At 73.4% G+C, this 17,522-nt stretch carries 17 protein-coding genes; 9 read left to right on the top strand and 8 right to left on the bottom strand.

What is annotated here, in order from left to right:
- Nucleotides 1-280 precede the first annotated feature (280 nt).
- Genes BBK14_RS20850 through BBK14_RS20840 form a run of 3 tightly spaced genes read right to left on the bottom strand, consistent with a single transcriptional unit; the run spans nucleotide 281 to nucleotide 3,476 of the window.
- Complete coding sequence (locus tag BBK14_RS20850) at nucleotides 281-976, bottom strand: hypothetical protein (protein ID WP_071064939.1); 696 nt, start codon at nucleotides 974-976, stop codon at nucleotides 281-283.
- Nucleotides 977-1,000: 24 nt separating this feature from the next.
- The gene (locus BBK14_RS20845) at nucleotides 1,001-1,690 is read right to left on the bottom strand and encodes a response regulator transcription factor (protein WP_071064938.1); all 690 of its coding nucleotides are present in this window, start codon (nucleotides 1,688-1,690) and stop codon (nucleotides 1,001-1,003) included.
- A 1-nt stretch (nucleotide 1,691) separates the two neighbouring features.
- Nucleotides 1,692-3,476, bottom strand: a complete 1,785-nt coding sequence (locus tag BBK14_RS20840) for a sensor histidine kinase (RefSeq protein WP_071064937.1) — start codon at nucleotides 3,474-3,476, stop codon at nucleotides 1,692-1,694.
- Nucleotides 3,477-3,890: 414 nt separating this feature from the next.
- Here BBK14_RS20840 and BBK14_RS20835 point away from each other — a divergent pair, with 414 nt between their 5' ends.
- Together BBK14_RS20835 and BBK14_RS20830 are read left to right on the top strand one after the other, a co-directional pair.
- Complete coding sequence (locus BBK14_RS20835; RefSeq protein ID WP_071064936.1) at nucleotides 3,891-4,316, top strand: MarR family transcriptional regulator; 426 nt, start codon at nucleotides 3,891-3,893, stop codon at nucleotides 4,314-4,316.
- A gap of 68 nt (nucleotides 4,317-4,384) precedes the next feature.
- Nucleotides 4,385-5,710 carry an MFS transporter gene (locus BBK14_RS20830; protein WP_071064935.1) on the top strand — a complete coding sequence of 442 codons (1,326 nt, stop codon included), beginning with the start codon at nucleotides 4,385-4,387 and terminating at the stop codon, nucleotides 5,708-5,710.
- On the opposite strand, the gene BBK14_RS20825 is transcribed toward BBK14_RS20830, so the two are convergent.
- A complete protein-coding gene (locus BBK14_RS20825; RefSeq protein WP_071064934.1) occupies nucleotides 5,643-6,656 on the bottom strand; it encodes a Gfo/Idh/MocA family oxidoreductase in 1,014 nt (337 codons plus the stop codon). The two genes, BBK14_RS20830 and BBK14_RS20825, sit on opposite strands and share 68 nt — an antisense overlap.
- Before the next feature lie 182 nt (nucleotides 6,657-6,838).
- Between BBK14_RS20825 and BBK14_RS20820 the strand changes: the two genes are divergently transcribed.
- The 3 genes from BBK14_RS20820 (at nucleotide 6,839) to thpR (ending at nucleotide 8,259) form a co-directional block, all read left to right on the top strand.
- Nucleotides 6,839-7,066: a hypothetical protein gene (locus tag BBK14_RS20820; RefSeq protein WP_071064933.1), complete on the top strand. Its 228-nt coding sequence runs from the start codon at nucleotides 6,839-6,841 to the stop codon at nucleotides 7,064-7,066.
- A 3-nt stretch (nucleotides 7,067-7,069) separates the two neighbouring features.
- Nucleotides 7,070-7,633 carry a Clp protease N-terminal domain-containing protein gene (locus BBK14_RS20815; protein WP_071064932.1) on the top strand — a complete coding sequence of 188 codons (564 nt, stop codon included), beginning with the start codon at nucleotides 7,070-7,072 and terminating at the stop codon, nucleotides 7,631-7,633.
- A 104-nt stretch (nucleotides 7,634-7,737) separates the two neighbouring features.
- A complete protein-coding gene (gene thpR, locus BBK14_RS20810; protein ID WP_241831712.1) occupies nucleotides 7,738-8,259 on the top strand; it encodes an RNA 2',3'-cyclic phosphodiesterase in 522 nt (173 codons plus the stop codon).
- Here the strand turns inward: thpR and BBK14_RS20805 are convergent.
- The 3 genes from BBK14_RS20805 to BBK14_RS42320 form a co-directional block, all read right to left on the bottom strand.
- Complete coding sequence (locus tag BBK14_RS20805) at nucleotides 8,205-8,579, bottom strand: winged helix-turn-helix domain-containing protein (protein WP_020464595.1); 375 nt, start codon at nucleotides 8,577-8,579, stop codon at nucleotides 8,205-8,207. The genes thpR and BBK14_RS20805 overlap by 55 nt on opposite strands.
- 153 nt (nucleotides 8,580-8,732) lie before the next feature.
- The gene (locus tag BBK14_RS20800; protein ID WP_071064931.1) at nucleotides 8,733-9,350 is read right to left on the bottom strand and encodes a cupin; all 618 of its coding nucleotides are present in this window, start codon (nucleotides 9,348-9,350) and stop codon (nucleotides 8,733-8,735) included.
- Nucleotides 9,351-9,715: 365 nt separating this feature from the next.
- The gene (locus tag BBK14_RS42320) at nucleotides 9,716-9,796 is read right to left on the bottom strand and encodes a putative leader peptide (protein WP_368672102.1); all 81 of its coding nucleotides are present in this window, start codon (nucleotides 9,794-9,796) and stop codon (nucleotides 9,716-9,718) included.
- A gap of 685 nt (nucleotides 9,797-10,481) precedes the next feature.
- Here BBK14_RS42320 and BBK14_RS20795 point away from each other — a divergent pair.
- From BBK14_RS20795 to BBK14_RS20780, 4 genes are all read left to right on the top strand, one after another.
- The gene (locus tag BBK14_RS20795) at nucleotides 10,482-11,075 is read left to right on the top strand and encodes an NADPH-dependent FMN reductase (protein WP_071064930.1); all 594 of its coding nucleotides are present in this window, start codon (nucleotides 10,482-10,484) and stop codon (nucleotides 11,073-11,075) included.
- Complete coding sequence (locus BBK14_RS20790; protein ID WP_071064929.1) at nucleotides 11,072-11,710, top strand: flavin reductase family protein; 639 nt, start codon at nucleotides 11,072-11,074, stop codon at nucleotides 11,708-11,710. The genes BBK14_RS20795 and BBK14_RS20790 overlap by 4 nt, the downstream gene beginning before the upstream one ends.
- Before the next feature lie 197 nt (nucleotides 11,711-11,907).
- Entirely contained in the window at nucleotides 11,908-12,960 is a 1,053-nt protein-coding gene (locus BBK14_RS20785; protein WP_071064928.1) for a sulfotransferase family protein, read from the top strand.
- A gap of 76 nt (nucleotides 12,961-13,036) precedes the next feature.
- Nucleotides 13,037-13,306 carry a DUF2530 domain-containing protein gene (locus tag BBK14_RS20780; RefSeq protein ID WP_071064927.1) on the top strand — a complete coding sequence of 90 codons (270 nt, stop codon included), beginning with the start codon at nucleotides 13,037-13,039 and terminating at the stop codon, nucleotides 13,304-13,306.
- Nucleotides 13,307-13,316: 10 nt separating this feature from the next.
- Here BBK14_RS20780 and BBK14_RS39025 read toward each other — a convergent pair whose 3' ends face one another.
- Entirely contained in the window at nucleotides 13,317-17,426 is a 4,110-nt protein-coding gene (locus BBK14_RS39025) for a sacsin N-terminal ATP-binding-like domain-containing protein (RefSeq protein ID WP_071064926.1), read from the bottom strand.
- Nucleotides 17,427-17,522 lie beyond the last annotated feature (96 nt).

Genomic DNA, 17,522 nt, shown 5'->3' with positions numbered 1-17,522 from the left:
CCGGTTCGGAGCGCTCTCGCCGGTTCACTGGTTCGGTTGTCCCCAAGTCTCGCGGTTCGGGCCATCACATGCGCGTGATCGGTGGCCTCCGTCCCACGTGTGCTGTGCCACCCTCTATGCCTCCTACCTGCGGGTGGCATCATCGTTGCCCCTCCTGGTAAGGGACAGCCTGATTTGGGCCCGTTCGGACGCGCCGGTCGCGGCTGTCAGAGGTGTCCCGGGGAGACCAGGCCCGGCCAACACCAACGGCGGCCGCCAATTTAGCGAGATTGGTCACACATCATCGGTCGGGGGTGCCGGCCGGGGGTGCCAGCCGTGACCGACCGGTCCCGGGATCAACCGCGATCTCAGCACCCACAGTCGCAGTCGCAGACCTCACACGCATCGCAGCAGTCTCCGCAGCGTTCGCACCAGCTCTCCTGCCGCCGTGCTCGCGGCGCGCCCGGCGCCGTGCTCGCCGGCGGCGCCACCAGCCGTCACCCTCCGCCGGCGCGGTACCGGCGAACGTGCGGGTCACCGAATGCGTGAGCTCGTCCACCAGGAGCACACGCAACAGCGCCGCGTCCGCGGACGGGACCAGCGTGAGCTCGTCGACCGCCAGGCGCAGCCCGGTCAGCGCGTCCAGGCACAGCGACCGCGCCGCGGCGTCGGTGGTGCCGCTGGCGGTCAGCGGGTTCCAGTGCCCGGCCCTCTCGTCGGCGGCGCGGTCGGCCGCGCCCGCGGCGCGAGCGGCGCCGGCGCGCAACAGCCGGGTGCCGGCCAGGCCGTCGCCGTCCCGGGCGTGGTCGTGGATGCGTGCCGCCGCCGCGGCCAGTGACGCCGAGGCCGCCAGGGTGATTCCCGGATCCTCGGCGGTGACGACCCGCGCCGTCCGCATGGCCCGCAGCGCCAGGCACAGCCCGCAGAGGTGCGCCGACCAGAGCTCGTGCGCCGCGGCACCGAGACGACCCCGGCATGGCCGGATCAATCCGAACACGCTGGGACCTTACGGCGGCGGACTCTACGGCGCTGGCGGGCCCTCCGGCGAGCGCGGGACGACGCCGCCCGACGACCGCAACCAGGCGAGTACGGCGAGCACCCGGCGGTTGTCGTCGCCGGAGACCGGCATCTCGAGCTTGGTGAACACGCTCGCGACGTGGTTCTCCACCGTCTTCGCGGCCAGGTGCAGGCGTACCGCGATCCCGGCGTTGGAGCGGCCCTCCGCCATCTCCCGCAGGACGGCGCGCTCCCGCTTGGTGAGTCGGTCGAGGGCCTCGGCCTTGCGGCGGTGGGTGAGCAGGCCGGCGACGATCTCCTCGTCCACGACGAGACGGCCGTCCGCGATCCGGCGCAGGCCGTCGAGGAGGTTGCCGACATCCTCGACGCGGTCCTTGAGGAGGTAGCCGGTGCCGCCGCGTCCGTCGCCCAGCAGGCGGACCGCGTAGCGGATGTCCGCGTAGGTGGAGAGCACCAGGACGCCGACCCCGGGGTGCAGGCCACGGATCCGCTCGGCGGTGACGAGCCCCTCGTTGGTGAAGGTCGGCGGCATGCGCATGTCGAGAATGACGACGTCGGGAGGTTCGTCGGCGATGTGTGCGAGGATCTTGTCCGGTTCGGCGGCCTGCGCGATGACCTGCACGCCTGCCGCGTTGAGCAGCATCGCGAGGCCTTCCCGGAACAGCGCTGAATCGTCCGCTATCGCTACCCGCATGTCACCACCCACCTCGTGCGTCGCTGCTCCACGGGATGCTCGCCGTCAGCCGGGTGCCGCAGCGCTGCGGGCTCGACAGCGTGAACTCGCCGCCGAGTGCGCGGACCCGGTCGCCGAGGCCGGCGATTCCGCCGCCGTCGCTGATGGTCGCACCGCCCTTCCCGTCGTCGGTCACCTGGATGAGGAACTGGYCGCCGAGCATTTTGACCGTTACCCGCACATGGCTGGCATCCGCGTGTTTGACGGTATTCGCCAGAGCCTCGCTCACGGTGTAGTACGCCGTGGTCTCCAGCGTGGTATCGAATCGATCGTCAGGCACATCAAGGTCGACATCCACAGGAAGCGCCTCGGTGACGTTCTCGAGTGCCGCTTTCAGTCCGCTCTCGCTCAGCGCGGGCGGATGGATGCCGCGGGCGAGTCCGCGCAGCTCGGCGAGCGCCGCGCGCAGGTCCTCCCGGGCTCCATCGAGGGCGGCGACGGTGGCCTGGTCGGTGGACTGCTCCCGGGCGAGCCCGAGCCGGGCCGAGAGCGCCAGCAGCCGCTGCTGCGCGCCGTCGTGCAGGTCGCGCTCGATCCGCCGGCGCTCGGCGAGCCCGGCCTCGACGAGTCGGGTCCGGGTCGCGCGGACGGTGTCGAGCTGGGTGGTCACCGTGGCGTGCAGCCGCGCGTTCTCCAGCGCGATGGCGCTGGCGTTCAGCGCGACCGCGACCAGGTCGCGGTCGCGTTCCAGCGACGAGTGCGCGGAGAGCACGGCCAGCGGCGCGCCGGCCGTGGTGTGGACGGGCAGCGCGAGCTGGGTGCCTCCCGCCGCGGGCGGGACGGCCGGCAGGCCGTCGGCGTTCACGTGGAAGCCGCGTTCGGGCATCCACAGGTAGAGCTCCGCGCTGTCGTCGCCGACCGCCGCCCGCAGCACCTCGCGGACGGCCGCCGGCGTCGGCGGCGTGCTCAGCCCGCTCAGCAGTTGGGCGATGCGGGCCCGGGCGAGATGGCGGCGCACAGCGGCCACGGCGAAGGCCACCGGGATGGCGAACAACGCCAGCGCTATCGGGATGAAGACCGGATCGACCTCGGCGCCCTGCGGGTAGTAGACGAACAGGTTCACCACCGCGGCGATGGTGAAGGCGGTGAGCACGCAGAGGGAGACCGGCCCGAGGGTGCGCCGCTCCAGCGCGGAGGCCCGCCGGTAGCGCCGGGCGATGGCCAGGCCGAAGACGACGACGACCACGAGGCTCAGTGCGTCGAGGGTGTGCACGACGATGCCGAACACGCCCGCGTCGATCGCGGAGCCGTACCACCACACGCCGGGGGCGTAGCCGAAGGACTCCGGGCGGGACAGTGCGATCAGCACGAGGTTGCCCACCGGGATCACCGCGACGGCGGTGCCGAGCAGCACTCGTTCACTGGTGTCGTGCAGACGCCCTGACGGGTATCGAAGCACGCCCCAGCCGAGGCAGACCCAGAAGTGGTTGTAGGCGAACGAGGAGAGCACAGCGGACGGGCCGGCCTCCCAGGTCGCCACCCAGGACGCCGTCCAGAGCACCCCGCCGAGGATGAACGCGCTGCTCACGCTGCCGAGGGCGTCCTCGTCCAGGAGCAGGAGCCCGGTGAGGACGAAGGTGAGGGAGACGAGGACGTTCAGCGCGGCGGCGAACGGCGTCGTGGACCACGCCGGCCACTGGGCCGCGACGGTGATCGCGACCGTCGTGACGCCCGCGGTGGTCAGGACGGCGGAACGGTGCCTGGCGGCGATTCGGGTCAGGGGCCGCGGCAGGAACGGATGCGGCACCTCAGGCCACCACCGATCGCGACGATCTCACTCGACAAGGGTTACACACCAGGCCCTTCGGCCTGAGGGTTACCCCCCAGGCATCAAGGTGGGAACTACCCCGCAACCTTGGAGGTCTCCCCGAAGCGGGGCTGTGTCGTGTCGGTGAATAGTGGAGCCGACTCGCCGCGTGGCCGTGAGCGGGTGTCCCGGACCGTCGGGGGCCGGACGCTACCGGGGGGTGGCCGGCTCTCGACGCTCCGCGCGTGTGCCCCGCCTGTTGTCCGGTCGGTTCGTTCGTTCATCCGTCCCGGCGGGGCGATCTGCCGCGGAGAGGGCGCCGATTTCCCGGTCGCGGGCCCCCTCGGCCGCGAGGTGAAATGGACGTCCTAATCGCTCTTGAAGTTTAGCGATGCTAACGAGTACTTTCGAGAAATGGAGAGCGTGAGCGCGGCGGAGCTCGCGTCCACCCTGCGCCTGTCGGTCATGCGGCTCTCCCGGCGAATGCGTCAGGAACGCTCCAGCACGCTGACCCCGACCCAGGTCGCCACGCTCGCCACGCTCGCCCGGCATGGGCCGATGACGCTCGGTGAGGCGGCGGCGCACGAGCGGGTGCAACCACCGTCCATGACCCGGGTGATCGCGACCCTGTCCGAGGCCGGTCTCGTCCATCGTGGTCAGCATCCCTCCGACGGCCGGCAGGTGATCGCCGAGGTCACCGAGGCCGGCCGGGAGCTGCTCGCCGCGGACCGCCGCCGCCGTGACGAGTGGCTGGCCGAGCGCCTGGTGGATCTCTCCCCGGCCGAGGCCGACGCGCTGCGGATCGCCGCCCCGATCCTGGAMCGCCTGGCCGGCCTGTAGCCGTGGGGATGTTCCGGTAACCATGGGGACGCCGCAGTAGCCATGGGAATGGTCCGGTAGCCGTGGGGATGTTCCGGTCGCTGTCGGTCCGCAACTTCCGCCTCTTCGCATCCGGCCAGCTGGTCTCGCTGATCGGGACGTGGATGGGCATGACCACGCTCGACTGGCTGGTGCTGGCCCTCGGCGGCGGCGGGACGGAGCTGGGGATCACCCTGGCGCTCCAGTACGGCCCGATGCTGCTGTTCGGGCTCTACGCCGGCGTCGTCGCCGACCGGTTCCCCAAGCTGCGGTTGCTGCTGATCACCCAGAGCTCGGCGGCGGTGCTGTCCGTCGCCGCATGCGCGCTGATCGCTTCCGGGGCGCTGCGCATGCCGATRCTCTTCGTCCTCTCGGGCCTGCTCGGCGTGGTGACCTCCTTCGACGCTCCCATCCGGCAGGCGTTCATCGTCGAGATGGTCGGCGCCCCGCTGCTGCCGAACGCCGTCGCGCTGAACAGCATGATCTTCAACGCGGGACGGATCGCCGGACCGGCCGCGGCCGGCGGGCTCATCGGCATCGCGGGCACCATGCCCGGCGCGGCCTGGGTGTTCGGCCTCAACGCGCTGTCGTTCGCCGCGGTGCTGACCGGCCTGGCGCGCATCCGTACCGGGGATCTCCTGCCGGCCCGACCCGTCCAGCGGGCCCGGGGGCAGCTGCGTGCGGGGCTGAGCTACGCCGTCCGGCACCGCGAGATCGCCACGCCCATCCTGCTGGTGGGCATCGTCGGCGCCCTGGGGCTGAACTTCCCCGTCACGGTCGCGCTGATGGCCAGCGAGCAGTTCGGCGGGACGGCGGCCACCTACGGCCTCCTCACGGCGATGCTGGCGGTCGGCTCCATCGCGGGCGCGGCCGTGTCGGCGCGGCGCCTGGACGTCCCCCGCCACACCACGCTCATCGCCGCGACGGCGGCCTTCGGGGTCTCGGAGACGCTGTTCGGGCTGATGCCGAACCTGTGGCTGTTCGCGCTGCTGGCCATCCCGACCGGCGCCTGTGTGCTGCTGGTCAGCACCATGGCGAACGCGCTGGTGCAGCTGAGCACCGACGATGCCATGCGGGGCCGGGTGATGGGCGTGTTCCTGCTGGTCTTCATCGGCACGACGCCGATCGGCGCCCCGATCGTCGGGGCGGTCTGTGAGGCGTTCGGGCCGCGGGCTGGCCTCGCTCTCGGTGGGGTGAGCTCGCTGCTCGCCGCCGCGATCGTCGCGCTGTTCGACCTGCGCCGCCCGCCCGCCGCGGCACGGGCAGCCGGCCCCGGCCCCGCGGGGCCGGGGCTCGCCGTGGGCGGGCTCAAAGCTCGACCCAGCCACCCCGCTTGTGAGACGCCGCGGCCGCCACCTGCAGGCGCGTCGCGGTGAGCAGGTCGTGGAAGGTCGCGCCGCGCACCAGGGCCGGGTCGTCCAGCTCGGTGGCCCGCACGACGTCGTAAGTGGCCTCGACCAGGCCGGGCCGCTCGGCGGGCACCGTCGGCATCCACAGGTCACGGACGCCCGTCCCGTCCTGCCGGCGGACCCGCCGCCCCTGGACGACCATGCGGCCCGCCTCGCCGCAGACGGTCACCGTGGCGGTGGCGATCTCCCCGCCCATCCGCTCGTTGATCAGGATGGTCGTCCCGTTGGCGGCGAGCAGGGCCAGGGTGACCGGCGCGTCGGGGGTGAGCGTGGTCGCCGGCATGCTGCCGGGATCGGCGCACACGGCGAGGATCTCGCCGCACCAGCGCAGCGTCAGGTCGATGATCTCGGCCCGGCCGATCGGCCCGGACGGCGCGCCGACCACGGTGATCTGGCTCAGCCGGCCCAGCGAGTGCACCGACGCCTGGACGTGCCACGCCGCGGGCCACGCCCGGCCGTCCAGGGCGACGACGTGGGCGAGATCGGCGTCCTCGGCGATGTCGGCCACCGCGCGCAGCGCCTCGGCCTCGGCCGTGGCCGGCTTCGCGAGCAGGACGTGCAGGCCGGCCTCGGCCGCCCGGCGGGCCACGATGTCGGACGCCGGCGGCGACATCTCGATGCAGACCGCCTCGATGTCGTCCGACAGCAGGGCGATCAGGTCGCTGTAGGCGCGCGGGGCCTTCGCCTCGGCGGCCCAGGCCAGCGACTCCAGCGGCTCCGGCGCCAGCAGCCCCACGACATCGACCCCGGCGTCACGCAGGACGTCTGCCGTCGAGCGTTCGGAACCGTCGGTGACCAGGGCCATCGCGACCGGGAGGTCGGRCTGCCTGCGCCGGGCGGCACGGCGGTCCGAGCGCCAGGCTCTGGACAGGCCGGGATCGCGGGGCGCCACCAGTTCGGGGACCGTCGTCACAGCTCCGATAGTGCCCCCGATTGCCGTCCGCCGGTGGGCGGTCGGGCCGATCCCGTCGCTAGACCACCCACTCGAACCAGCCCGCTGTGACCAGGACGCGCCACGCCGCTCGGGTGTGCCCGTCGTGACGGGTGTGTCAACCAAGGTTGACGCGACAGGGATGTCAACGTAAGTTGACGTCCATGAGTGCAACAGCCACGACGCTCGCCGGCGCGGCGTCCGACGACGACCCCCGGGTGGGGCTCGCCGCCGTCGCGTCGCTGCGGGCGTTGCTCGAATCCCTGGAGGAGCTCCAGGTCGCCAACGCGCGGAGCAGAGCCTGGTCCTGGCAGGAGATCGCGGACGTGCTCGGTGTGAGCCGGCAGGCCGCCCACAAGAAGTACGGCCGTCGCTTCGGGAAGGGGAGGTAGACCGTGCTCGAACGATTCACGGAGGAGTCCAGACGGGCGGTGCGGGCGGCCGTCGACGCGGCAGTCCTGGAACCCGGCGAACGGGTGCACACGGCGCACCTGCTGCTCGGCCTGGCCATCGAGGGCGGCGCGGTCGGCCGGGCACTGGCCGGGCTCGGGCTGGACGAGGCCGCCCTGCGGGGCGAGCTCGCCGGGGCGCGGGTGATCTCCTTCGGTGGGCGTGATCTCGACACCGACGCCCTCGCCTCCATCGGGGTCGACTACGACGCGGTGCGGCGCGCCGCCGAGCAGCGCTTCGGGGAGGGCGCGCTCAACGGCGCCCTCGGTGGCACGCTCACCCGCCGCCCACCGCGGCGATCCTGGTTCCGGCGCCGCGGGCCGGTCCGTCTCGCCGGAGAGGCGAGGCGCGCGCTCGAACGCACGCTGCGCGTGGCACAGGCTCACGGTGCGAAGAGCATCGAACCGCGGCACCTGCTGCTCGGCGTGCTGAGCAACCCGTCATGCATCGCGGTCCGCCTGATCGAACGGCGCGGGCTGACAGCCGACCAGGTCCGCGCCGCACTGTGACGGTGCCGGGATCAGGGCCCAGGCCCAGGCCCAGGCCAGAGTCGAGGCCGGGCCGGCAGCGGCTCTTCGTCGCGCTGCTGCCACCGGCGGAGGTGGTGCGCGAGTTGGCCACCACTGTCTCCGAGGCAACCGCCGCCGTGGGGGCGGGCGTGCCGCGGCTTCGCTGGACGGATCCGTCGCGGTGGCACGTGACGCTGGCGTTCCTCGGGCCGGTCGAGCCAGGGACGCGGCCCGCGCTCGCCGAACGGCTCGGTCGGGTCGCCCACCGGCACGGCCCGGCCGAGCTGTGCCTCGACGGCGCCGGCCGCTTCGGCCACCGGGTGCTCTGGGTCCGGGTCGCCGGCGATCTCGGGCAGCTGGCGGCGGGGGTGCGCCGCGCGGCCGTCCGGGCCGGCGCGGACGGCGGCGACGACCGCCCGCTGCGGGCCCACCTCACCCTGGCCCGCGTTCCCGAGGGCACCGCCGCCGACCTGCGACCACTGGTCCGCACCCTCGGCGAGATCATGAAGCCGTCGGCCTGGACGGCGCGGACCCTGACCCTGATGAGCAGCGTCGGTGGGCCGTCCCCCGTCTACAGCGTCGAGGGCGAGTGGGACCTGAGCGGCTCGTCACCGGCCGGCCGGTAGCGGTACCCGACCCGCCGGACCGTCTCGATGTGGTCCCGGTGATGGCGGCCCAGCTTGCGCCGTAGCCGAGTGATCATGACGTCGACGGTGCGCGGGGCGGACGCGCCGAGGGCGCCGGGATCCTGCCGCCACACCTCGCGCAGCAGCTCCTCCCTGCTGTGCACACGGCCCGGGTTGCGCACGAGGTAGTCGAGCACCTCGAACTCAAGGTAGGTGAGGTCGATCGGCCGTCCGTCGACCAGGACCTGCCAGGCCAGGCGGTCGACGTCCACGGCGCCTCTGACGGGTGTACTCGCGACGAAGCCGGCATGGGCTGCCACGGACGCCTCCAGGCGATTCGGATTGGGCACGAGGTCGGATGACACGAGTGTGTTGAACGGGCCGGGTGGGATGAACGGGCGCGGTGACGTGGGGCGGGAGGAGCCGCCGGGAGCTCGCGGGGAGCGGGCGGGAGCCGGAGCCCCTTGTCACTGTTACGAGCAACCCGCGATGTCCTCGCTGGTCGTTCGGACGGAGCCGGTCCAGCGCAGGTCCGGCAGGTTGACGACGATCGCGTCCTGGGTGCTGCGGGCGATCACCACCAGGGCCTCGTGCTCGGGATCCGGGTTCTCCTCGCGGTGCGGCACCCACGGCGGAACGAAGATGTAGTCCCCCGGCGAGGTCCGGATACGGATCTCCCGCGGCGGAGCGCCCGAATCGCTCCCGCCACCGTTCTCGCCGCTCCTGCCGTTGCCGCCGTCCGCGCCGCTCGCGCCGCCGTGGCTCGCGACGCCGGTGTCGTCCCCCGAGAGCTCGTCCGCCGGGAAGACGAACTCCGGATGCCCGCTGACCACGTAGATCGCGGTCTCGGACCGACCATGGTGATGATTGGCCGACGCGGTAGCCGGCGCCACGTGCGTCTGGCCCATCCACAGCTTCGACGAGCCCACGGTGCGCGCGCTCACCGCCGCCAGCCGCCGCATCCCGGATGTCTGCGCCGTCTCGGGATCGAGCGCCCAGGGCGCGATGTGATGCAGCCGCCGATGAAAGGCGTCGATCTCCTCGGGGGACGGGACAAGATCGTCAATGGACGGAACGTGCAGGTCACTCACGGGTCGGCGCTCCGGTGCTGAGGTCGGTGGTGCGGTCGGTCGGGTCTGTGGCAGCACACCGCGTCGGCGGACGCGCCCGCTGGAGGCGGCCCTGGGCCAGCAGCCGCGCCCGCCGCACCATCGCGCCCGCCCGCTGGCGGGGCCGCGTTCGGGCATGCTCCCGTGCCGCCGTCCACCGGTGCCGGACAGGACCGGCGGGGCGCCGGACGTCACCGTCCGGACTTCGGGATGGCTGGTGGCGGTGTGATGCGCGTGGCAACGGACGCGGGCGGTGGCGTGGTGCGGGCGGTGGCGTGGTGCGGGCGGCCGGATCGCGGCGGCGGGCCCGCGGGCGGGGGCCGTGCCGCGGCGCGCCACGGGCGGCGTCAGTAAGCCGAACAGGCGGCGGAGGCGACCCGCAACAAGTCGATGTGCCCACGCGTCACGAGGTAGGCCGGCTTCAACACAGAAGCAACGGAAACACGCCGGCGGATCGCCGCCAACCGATCAATGATGTGATCTGATTCACTTTATCACTGCTTGACTGAACAAAGCGGCGCTCCGCACAGTTCTCGACGTGGCAGCTTGCGTTCTCCCCACCCGTCGGGCGCTGCCATCGCACAGGTCCTGGTTCGCCTCCCGCCCGCTGCTCACCCGTCGGCGCTGCGTCGACTACGGTCGCGCCACCCGCTGCCGCTGTCGCGCCACCGCCCGCTCCTGACGAAGCCGGTCCGCCGCGCGTGGGTCGCCCCGGTCGCGCGTCCGATGCGTGCGCCTGTTGTGGTCTGTTCCGCCGTGGCCTGATCGCCCGGCGGTCGGATCTGCCGCGCGCTGCCCGCCTGCCACGGCGGCCGGGCTTCGCACGGCGGCCAGGCACGGCTGGCGGATCAGGCTCGGCACCCTCCCGGTCGCGGTCCGGGCCGTCCCCGCGGCACGGTTCCGCCGACCGGCGCGAACGCCCGCGCACCCGGGTGCCGGACGCCCGCGCCATCGGTGACCAGCGACGACAAATGCACCAGTGCCAGCGATGACAAGTGACAGTGCCGACGAGCGATGGCGACGGTGAGTGACGGTGAGTGACGAGGGCGAACTCGCGCGAAGTCCAGCCAGCGAACCCGCTCCGCGACGTCCATCCTGACCGGAAGGCCGCTCATGCCACAGACCACATCTCCCGCTTCGCCGCGCCTCGTCGTCATCATCGGCAACCCACGGCCCGGCTCCCGGACGCTGACCCTCGCCCGCTTCCTCGCGGAGCGGATCGCGGACGAGCTGCCGGTCGCGAGCATCGAGATCATCGATCTCTCCACGCTGGCCCGGTACCTCTTCGCCGACGACGGCCGGGTCGCCGCGGCCCTCACGGCCGCGGCCAAGGCGGATCTGCTGATCGTCGCGTCGCCGGTCTACAAGGGCAGCTACACCGGTCTGCTCAAGTCGTTCCTGGACCTGCTGCCCGGTGGGGCGCTGCGGGGGGCGACCGCCGTACCGGTGGTCATCTCGGCGGCGCCGGACCACTCGGTGGCCGGGGAGCTCTACCTGCGCCCGGTCCTCGTGGAACTGGGCGCGACCGTCCCCGCCCGGTCGTTCGCGGTAATCGAGGAGCAGCTCCCGGACCTGGACATCGTGGTCGACTCCTGGGTTGTCTCGCACGCCCCCGTGCTTCGCGCCAGCGTCGCCGCACACACCGGGACGGCGCTCTTCGCCCAGGACGTCCGGGTGGAAAACGACCTCGTGGAGACGGCTCGATGACGCTCGACACCCTCGGCCGCGACCCCTCGCCGCACCCGGACCAGCCACGGACGGCTCCAGCACCGGAACAGGCGTCCCCGTTGTCCCAGGTGCCCTCGGTCTCGGTGGCTCCCGCACCGGTTCCGGTGCCGGCGGCGCCGCAGTCGGCGGCGGCGGTCGACCCGGCGGCGCTGCGCAGTGCGTTCCGCCGGCACGCGGCCGGGGTCACCGTCGTGACGATGATCGGTCCCCGGGGTCCGGTCGGCTTCACCGCGACGTCGGTCGCCTCCCTCTCCGCGGATCCGCCGTTGCTGTCGCTGTCCCTGTCCGCGACGTCGTCGAGCGCGCCGGCGCTGCTCGCCGCCGGCACCCTCGTCGTCCACCTGCTCTCGGACGGCCAGCAGGAGCTCGCCGCGCGGTTCGCGACCTCGGGCATCGACCGGTTCGCGGAACCGACCCGCTGGCGCAGCCTGCCCACCGGCGAGCCACTGCTGGTGGACGCGGCCGTGTGGCTACGGACCCGCATCCACTCCCGGCTGAACGCCGGCGACCACCACCTGATGATCGCCGAAGTCCTGGAAACCCGCTCCCACCGCCAGTCCCAGCCCCTCATCTACCACAACGGCGCCTACGGCACCATCAATCCCAACAAATAGAAATAATCCCCCTATAAGCCCCCCGATAACTCCGGGTCGGGCGGAGCTCCGACGAAGTGTGGCGACTGAGTGAGTCCATGGACTCACTCAGTCGCCACACTTTCGCTACGTGCGGTCATATTGTCTACTTAATTGGTAGAGAATATGGGCTATACTCTTGGTGTGCGCGTGTTTTTCCGCCCGGGAGGAGGGCCGGCATGGCGCTGCCTGATTTCGTCGTCATCGGGGCTCCCGAAGCCGGGACGCCGAGCCTGCACGCCGCGCTCACCCGCCACCTGGGCCTGGCGATGTCCCCCGTGGCGGAACCGGGCTACTTCCTGACCTCCGGACGTCCCCGGGACGACGCCAGCCCCCCCGGCCACGGCGGCGGTGCCAGCTCCGGCGGTCCCGTTGGCCCTGCCGGCCATCCTGGTCTCGGCGGTTCCGCCAGCCCCACCGGTCTCTCCGGCCCCGGTGGCTCCGGTGACCTCGCTGGCACCGGGGGATCTCGGGCCGCGGGCGGTGCTGGCCTAACCAGCGAGAACTACATTTGGTGCCTTTCGGACTATGAGACGTTGTTCCGGGGTGGTGACGGGCGTCGTCCGCGCGGTGAGAGCACTCCTTACTACCTTGCCGAGTTCTCCGCCCAGCGGCGGATGCACGAGCTCCTGCCCTACCTGCGGATGATCGCCGTCCTGCGTGACCCGGTGGAGCGCGCCTACGCGAACTGGCTCGCGCACCGAAGGACCGGGCTGGAACCGCTGCCGACCCTGATCGAGGCGCTCGACGCCGAGGAGGAACGGTGCGCGGCCGGCTGGAGTCGCAGGTGGCGGTACGCCGAGCTCGGGAGGTACGGCGTCCAGCTGCGGCGGTTGTACACCCTGTTTCCGCCGAGCCAGGTGCTGCTGGTGCGTTACCGGGACCTGGTCCTCGAACCCGCGGCCGTGCTGCGCCGCGTCTGCGGATTCGTCGGGGCGGTCGACCCGGCGGCCGGTTTCGGGTGCGACAGCCGGATTTTCGCGCCGGCGACAATCGATCCCGGCACGACGCGCGTTGTCAGGGAGGCGGTCCCGGCGGCCGTCGATCCGATGGACGCCGTGCTGGCCGAGCTGCGGCGCAGCCTCAGGCCGGGTCCGCCGCCACCGCCCGGCCTGCGCGAACAGGTCCTCGACCGGTTCCGGGACGACATCGCCCTACTCGGCCAGCTGACGGGATCCTCTTTCGCGGAGTGGCTCGACCGCGGCGACCTCCCCCTGACCGCCGGCCGCTGACCCGCGCCCGCCGGCCCGCCGACGGCTGACCTGCCGGAGGTGGACGCGCGGCCTGAAGACGGTAGCGTCGGCCCGGATGAGCACACAAGCGGGTGACAAGGCCGAGCCGGACGTGGTGGAACTGCGTCCGCTGCCCTACGACGGTGTCCGCTCCGTCGCGGTCGGCACCGTCATGTGGCTGATCGCCCTACTGGTCATGATCCCGTTCGCCGACGATCTGCGGGCGGATGGCCGGCTCTGGTGGATCGCGACGGCGGCGGTCGGCTTCGTGCTCGGGCTCATGGGCCTGTGGGTCGTCGTGCGACGCCGGAATCGGCTGCGCGCGACCGCCGCCGAGCCCGACTGAGCACCAGGAGTCAAAGATCGTCGAGGTCGTCCTCGGCCTGACGGCGGCCGGCGCCGTCGGGATCCCGCAACGCGGCGGCCAGTCCGTGCCGGCGCTCCCACTGGCCGGCCCGCCAGGCCAGAGCCCGGGCGAGCGCGTCCGTGCCGGCCTCGGCGTCGACGTGGATCTCACCGCCGATGCCGCCGACGACCCGCCACGGCACCCGGACCCGTCCCCCGCCCAGGCTTGAGATCCACAGCTCGGGATGGACCTGGTACCGCGCGACGAGGGGACGCGCGGCGCCCGGCACCGCGGCCAGGTCGACCCCGTCGAGCGAATCCGGGGTGTCCGCGGCCCCGACCAGGGTCGCGCTCCCGACGACGACCGCGTTGCCGGCCACCATGACGGTCCTCGTCACGGCCCTGCCCGGAACCGCACCGCGGACGCCACTGACGCCACCGCCACCGGTACCACCGTCACCGGTGCCGGCTCCGGCCGAGACAGCGCTGCCAGCGATGGAACCGCCGGCCTGAACGGTGCTGTCGATCAGAACAGCGGATCCACCGAATCCAGCGGATCCACCCAGTCCAGTGGATTCGTCCAGTACAGCGAAGTCGGCCAGCTCCGAGGCGAGACGCAGCCCGAGGATGTGCGCGGCCTCGGCGGCGCGATCCAGTGGCAGGCGCAGCGCGGGATGGTCGGCGCCGATCACTTCGAGCAGGTCCGGTGCGTCCACGACCACCACGTCGGCGGAGCGGAACACCCCGGTCGGGGTTCGTACGGTCAGCGGCGGATCCAGCCTTGGGCCGGTCGTGCCGGAGGGGTCGGCCCCGAGCAGGCCGGCCGCGCTCACTGCGGCCATGTAGAGCGTCCGGGCCGCCGGCCAGCCGATCTCGCGGTCGGCGTCGCCGAGCCGGTCCAGCAGGTCGATCACCGCGTCCGGGTCGGTGAGCACGTCGTCGAGGGTGAGCCGGCAGCCGAGCCGGCGCAGCAGCTCCGGGTCGACGCCCGGCAGCGGCGCACCCGGCGCGAACAGCCCGGTCAGCAACGGATCGGCGCCGGGCAGGACGAGCTCGCCCGGGGGGAGCCGGGTGTCCGAGGCGCCCTCCACCGGCAGCAGCGCGTGCCGGGCCAGCCACCAGCGGGTGTACGAGGGTTCGGCGCCGAGAACCACCCGGCGCAGGGGCGGGCGGGCGAGCTCCGCAAGCGCCTCCGGCCATGCGTCGGGGTCGACGAGCTCAAGGTCGCGGACGGCCGCGAAACGCCGGACAACCCGCGGCGCCCCTGGCACACCGTGCGCTCCCGGCACACCGTGTCCACCCGGCACGCCAGCCGCGCCGGGCCCGCGGCCGGAGCCTCGCCCGTCACCGGAAGCCGCGGTGCCCCGTTCCCCCGTCCGGTCGGCGGCATCGTGGACGTCGTCCGCCCAGGTGTCGCTGTCGTCAAGCTCGAGCAGGACGGGCTCGTCCGGGTCGAGGGTCACGTCCGACGCGTAGAGGACGCCGAAGGTCCGCAGGACGCCGACGGCTTCGAGGACATGGTCCGGCCAGGCGGTGCTCAGCCGTGGGTCCAGGGCGCCGAACGGCGCGTCCTCGGCCAGCAGGCGGTCGAGCGGTCCGTCGGCGATCACCAGCTCGGACGCGGGCGCGAAGCCGCCGCCCTGTTCCGGGAGCAGCAGCCCACCCAGCCACGACGGCATCGCGGACGGCCCCTGCTCCGGGTGCGGATCACCCACGGTGTCGGACGGGAAGCCGCCGCCGTCCAGCCCGTCATTGCGGTCGTGCCCGTCCAAATGTGCGGTGTGCTCGTCCGAATGGACGGTGCGCCCGTCTGAACTGGTGGCGTGCTCGTCCGGATGAGCGGTGTGTCCATCCGGGACAATCGCGCGCACCAGCGCGAGTACGGCGGCGGCGAGGGCGTCCAGCTCGCCGGGGTCGTCGTCGGGGTCGGCCTGGGTGACGGCCTCGCGTACCGCCGGGTCCCGCAGCACCCCGGCCGGCGTGCCCTCCGAGGCGCCCAGGGTCCGCAGCGCGTCGCGGGCCGTACCCGCGCACGCGTCGGGATGGACGACGCGCAGCGGCAGCCCCGATCGGGCCAGGGCCACCACGTCCAGATCGGGGGTGGGTAGCAGGGCCCCGCGCGGTCCGGTGACCATCCGGCTGGGTGGTGTCGCCAGGTCGGCTCCACCCCCGTCCGGTCCGGTCCCGGTGGACGGATCAGCATGGGCGAAGGCCGGCGTGGAGCCGAGGTCGTCGCCGTCGGGCACGACCACGACCGGAACCGGCAGCGCGCCCAGGGCGTCCCGGTCGGGTGCGGTCAGCAACAGCGGGTACAGCCCGGCCCACCAGGACGGCGTCCGCCGCATGCCGCGCAGGACCTCGACGACGGCCCCGGTGTCCAGGCGGCGGACGCCCAGGAGGTCGAGGGCGGGCCGGCGGCGCCGGGTGGCGAACTCGGCCGGCAGCAGCCCGTCGAGCACGGCCTCGTCGGCCGCGGCCTCGTCAGCCTTCCCCGCCGCGGCGAAGTCCGCCAGGTCCGGGTCCGTCATCTCCGTCCGGTCCAGGTCCAGGTCCAGGTCCGCCAGGTCTGTCAGGTCTGTCAGGGCCGCGCCGTCCGGATGGCGGGGGTCACCGGCGCCCGCCCCGCCCCCGGTGAGGTCGGTGCCGGAGCCCGTCTCGGCGCCCGCGCGCAGCAGGTCGGTGACGGCGTCCGTGGCGGGGCCGAGGTCCAGGACGAGGCAGTCCCGGCCGCGGCGGCCGCCCGGCAGGACGGGGGCGTCCGGCAGCAGCGCGAGCAGGCGGTCGCGCAGCCGGCCGTCCACCTCGCTGCGGGGCAGCCCGGTCGGCACGAGGTCCAGGACGGTGAGGGGATCGGGAGCCGCGTGGCGCCCCCCGTCCGCGCCGTGGTCACCGCTCTCGACGCCGTCCGGTCGGGCGGTGGCCAGGTGAGCGGCGAGCGCGACGACCGTGTCGGCGAGCCGGTCGGTGAGCCAGTCCCGCAGGGGCCCGGGCACGGTGTGCCGTCGGGACGGATCGAGCGGCAGGTCGACGCTGATCAGCGCGGGCAGGCCGACGGCCTCGTCGGTCGGCTGCGGCGCACGCACCACCTGCGCCACCTCGGCGGGCCAGCCGCCGTCCGGGATCATCACCCGGGCGTTGTAGGTGGTCCTGTCACGTTCCTCGACCGGGCGGTCGGCGAGCAGCTCGGACGGGATCGAGCCGCGGTGGACACAGCCGCGCCACCGCGTGCCGTCGACGGTGGCGATTTCGAGGTCGGTTCCGTCCGGCCCGGGGAGCACCGGCTCCCAGACACACCGGTGGGTTCGGACGTCGCCGTCCACCTCGACGACGATCTCCTCAAGGCCGGGCAGGACGAGGGGCAGCGTGGGGTCGAACGCGGCGATGAGCTCGCGTGCCGTGGCCGCCGCCGCCGTGTCCCGCAGCGGCAGCCGGACGACGGTGTCGAACCCGTCGTCGGGCCCGGACGCCGGGTCGCCGAGGTCGAAGGGCAGGCGCAGGACGGGCACGGCGCCGGCGCGGCGGTCGAGCTCGCGGCGCAGTGCGTCCGCGCTCGTCGCGACAACCAGGTCGGCGGTGCGCCGGCGCGACCACTCCACCCCGCGCCACGCCGCGCCACGCCGCTCCACCCCGCGCAGGTCCGTACTGTGCTGGTCGGCGCTGTGCTGGTCGGCGTCACGCCAGTCCGCCGCGTCGCCGGGGCCCGAGGGCGCCCGGGAGACGATCGACGGCGTGTCCGTCACCGCGAGGACCGCGGCGAAGCCGGCGCCGAAGCGGCCGACTGCCTGCACGTCGCGCTTCGCGGACGCGCGCAGCGTCGACAGGGCCTCGACGCCGGCGGCGGTCAGCGGGGCGCCGGTGTTCGCCACCTCGAGCAGCCCACCCGGCCCGCCGTGCGGGTGCTGCCCCGACGTGAGCCTGATGTGTACCTTTGCCGGCACACCGGCGGCCGCCGCCGCGTCGACCGCGTTCTGGAGGAGCTCGACGAGCAGGCGGTCTCGGTAGGCGCCGAGAGCGGCGTCCTCCTCGGCGTTCGCGTCCTCCCGGAAGCGGCTCGCGGAGGCGGCCCACGCCTCGATGACACGTGCCCGAAGCGCCGCGGTGTCGAACGGGGTGGCATCCACGGCCTCATCCTCGCCCGTGGCGGGACGGTCGAGCGGCGAGGGGTGCCGCGACCGGCGTCCCGAGAGCCGCCGCCGCCGCGCGGGACCGCTGTGCGC

Origin of the sequence: Parafrankia soli, from assembly GCF_001854695.1 — a bacterium.
GTDB lineage: Bacteria > Actinomycetota > Actinomycetes > Frankiales > Frankiaceae > Parafrankia > Parafrankia soli.
The sequence above is the reverse complement of the archived record's forward strand: the minus strand, read 5'-3'. Positions and strand labels throughout refer to the sequence as shown.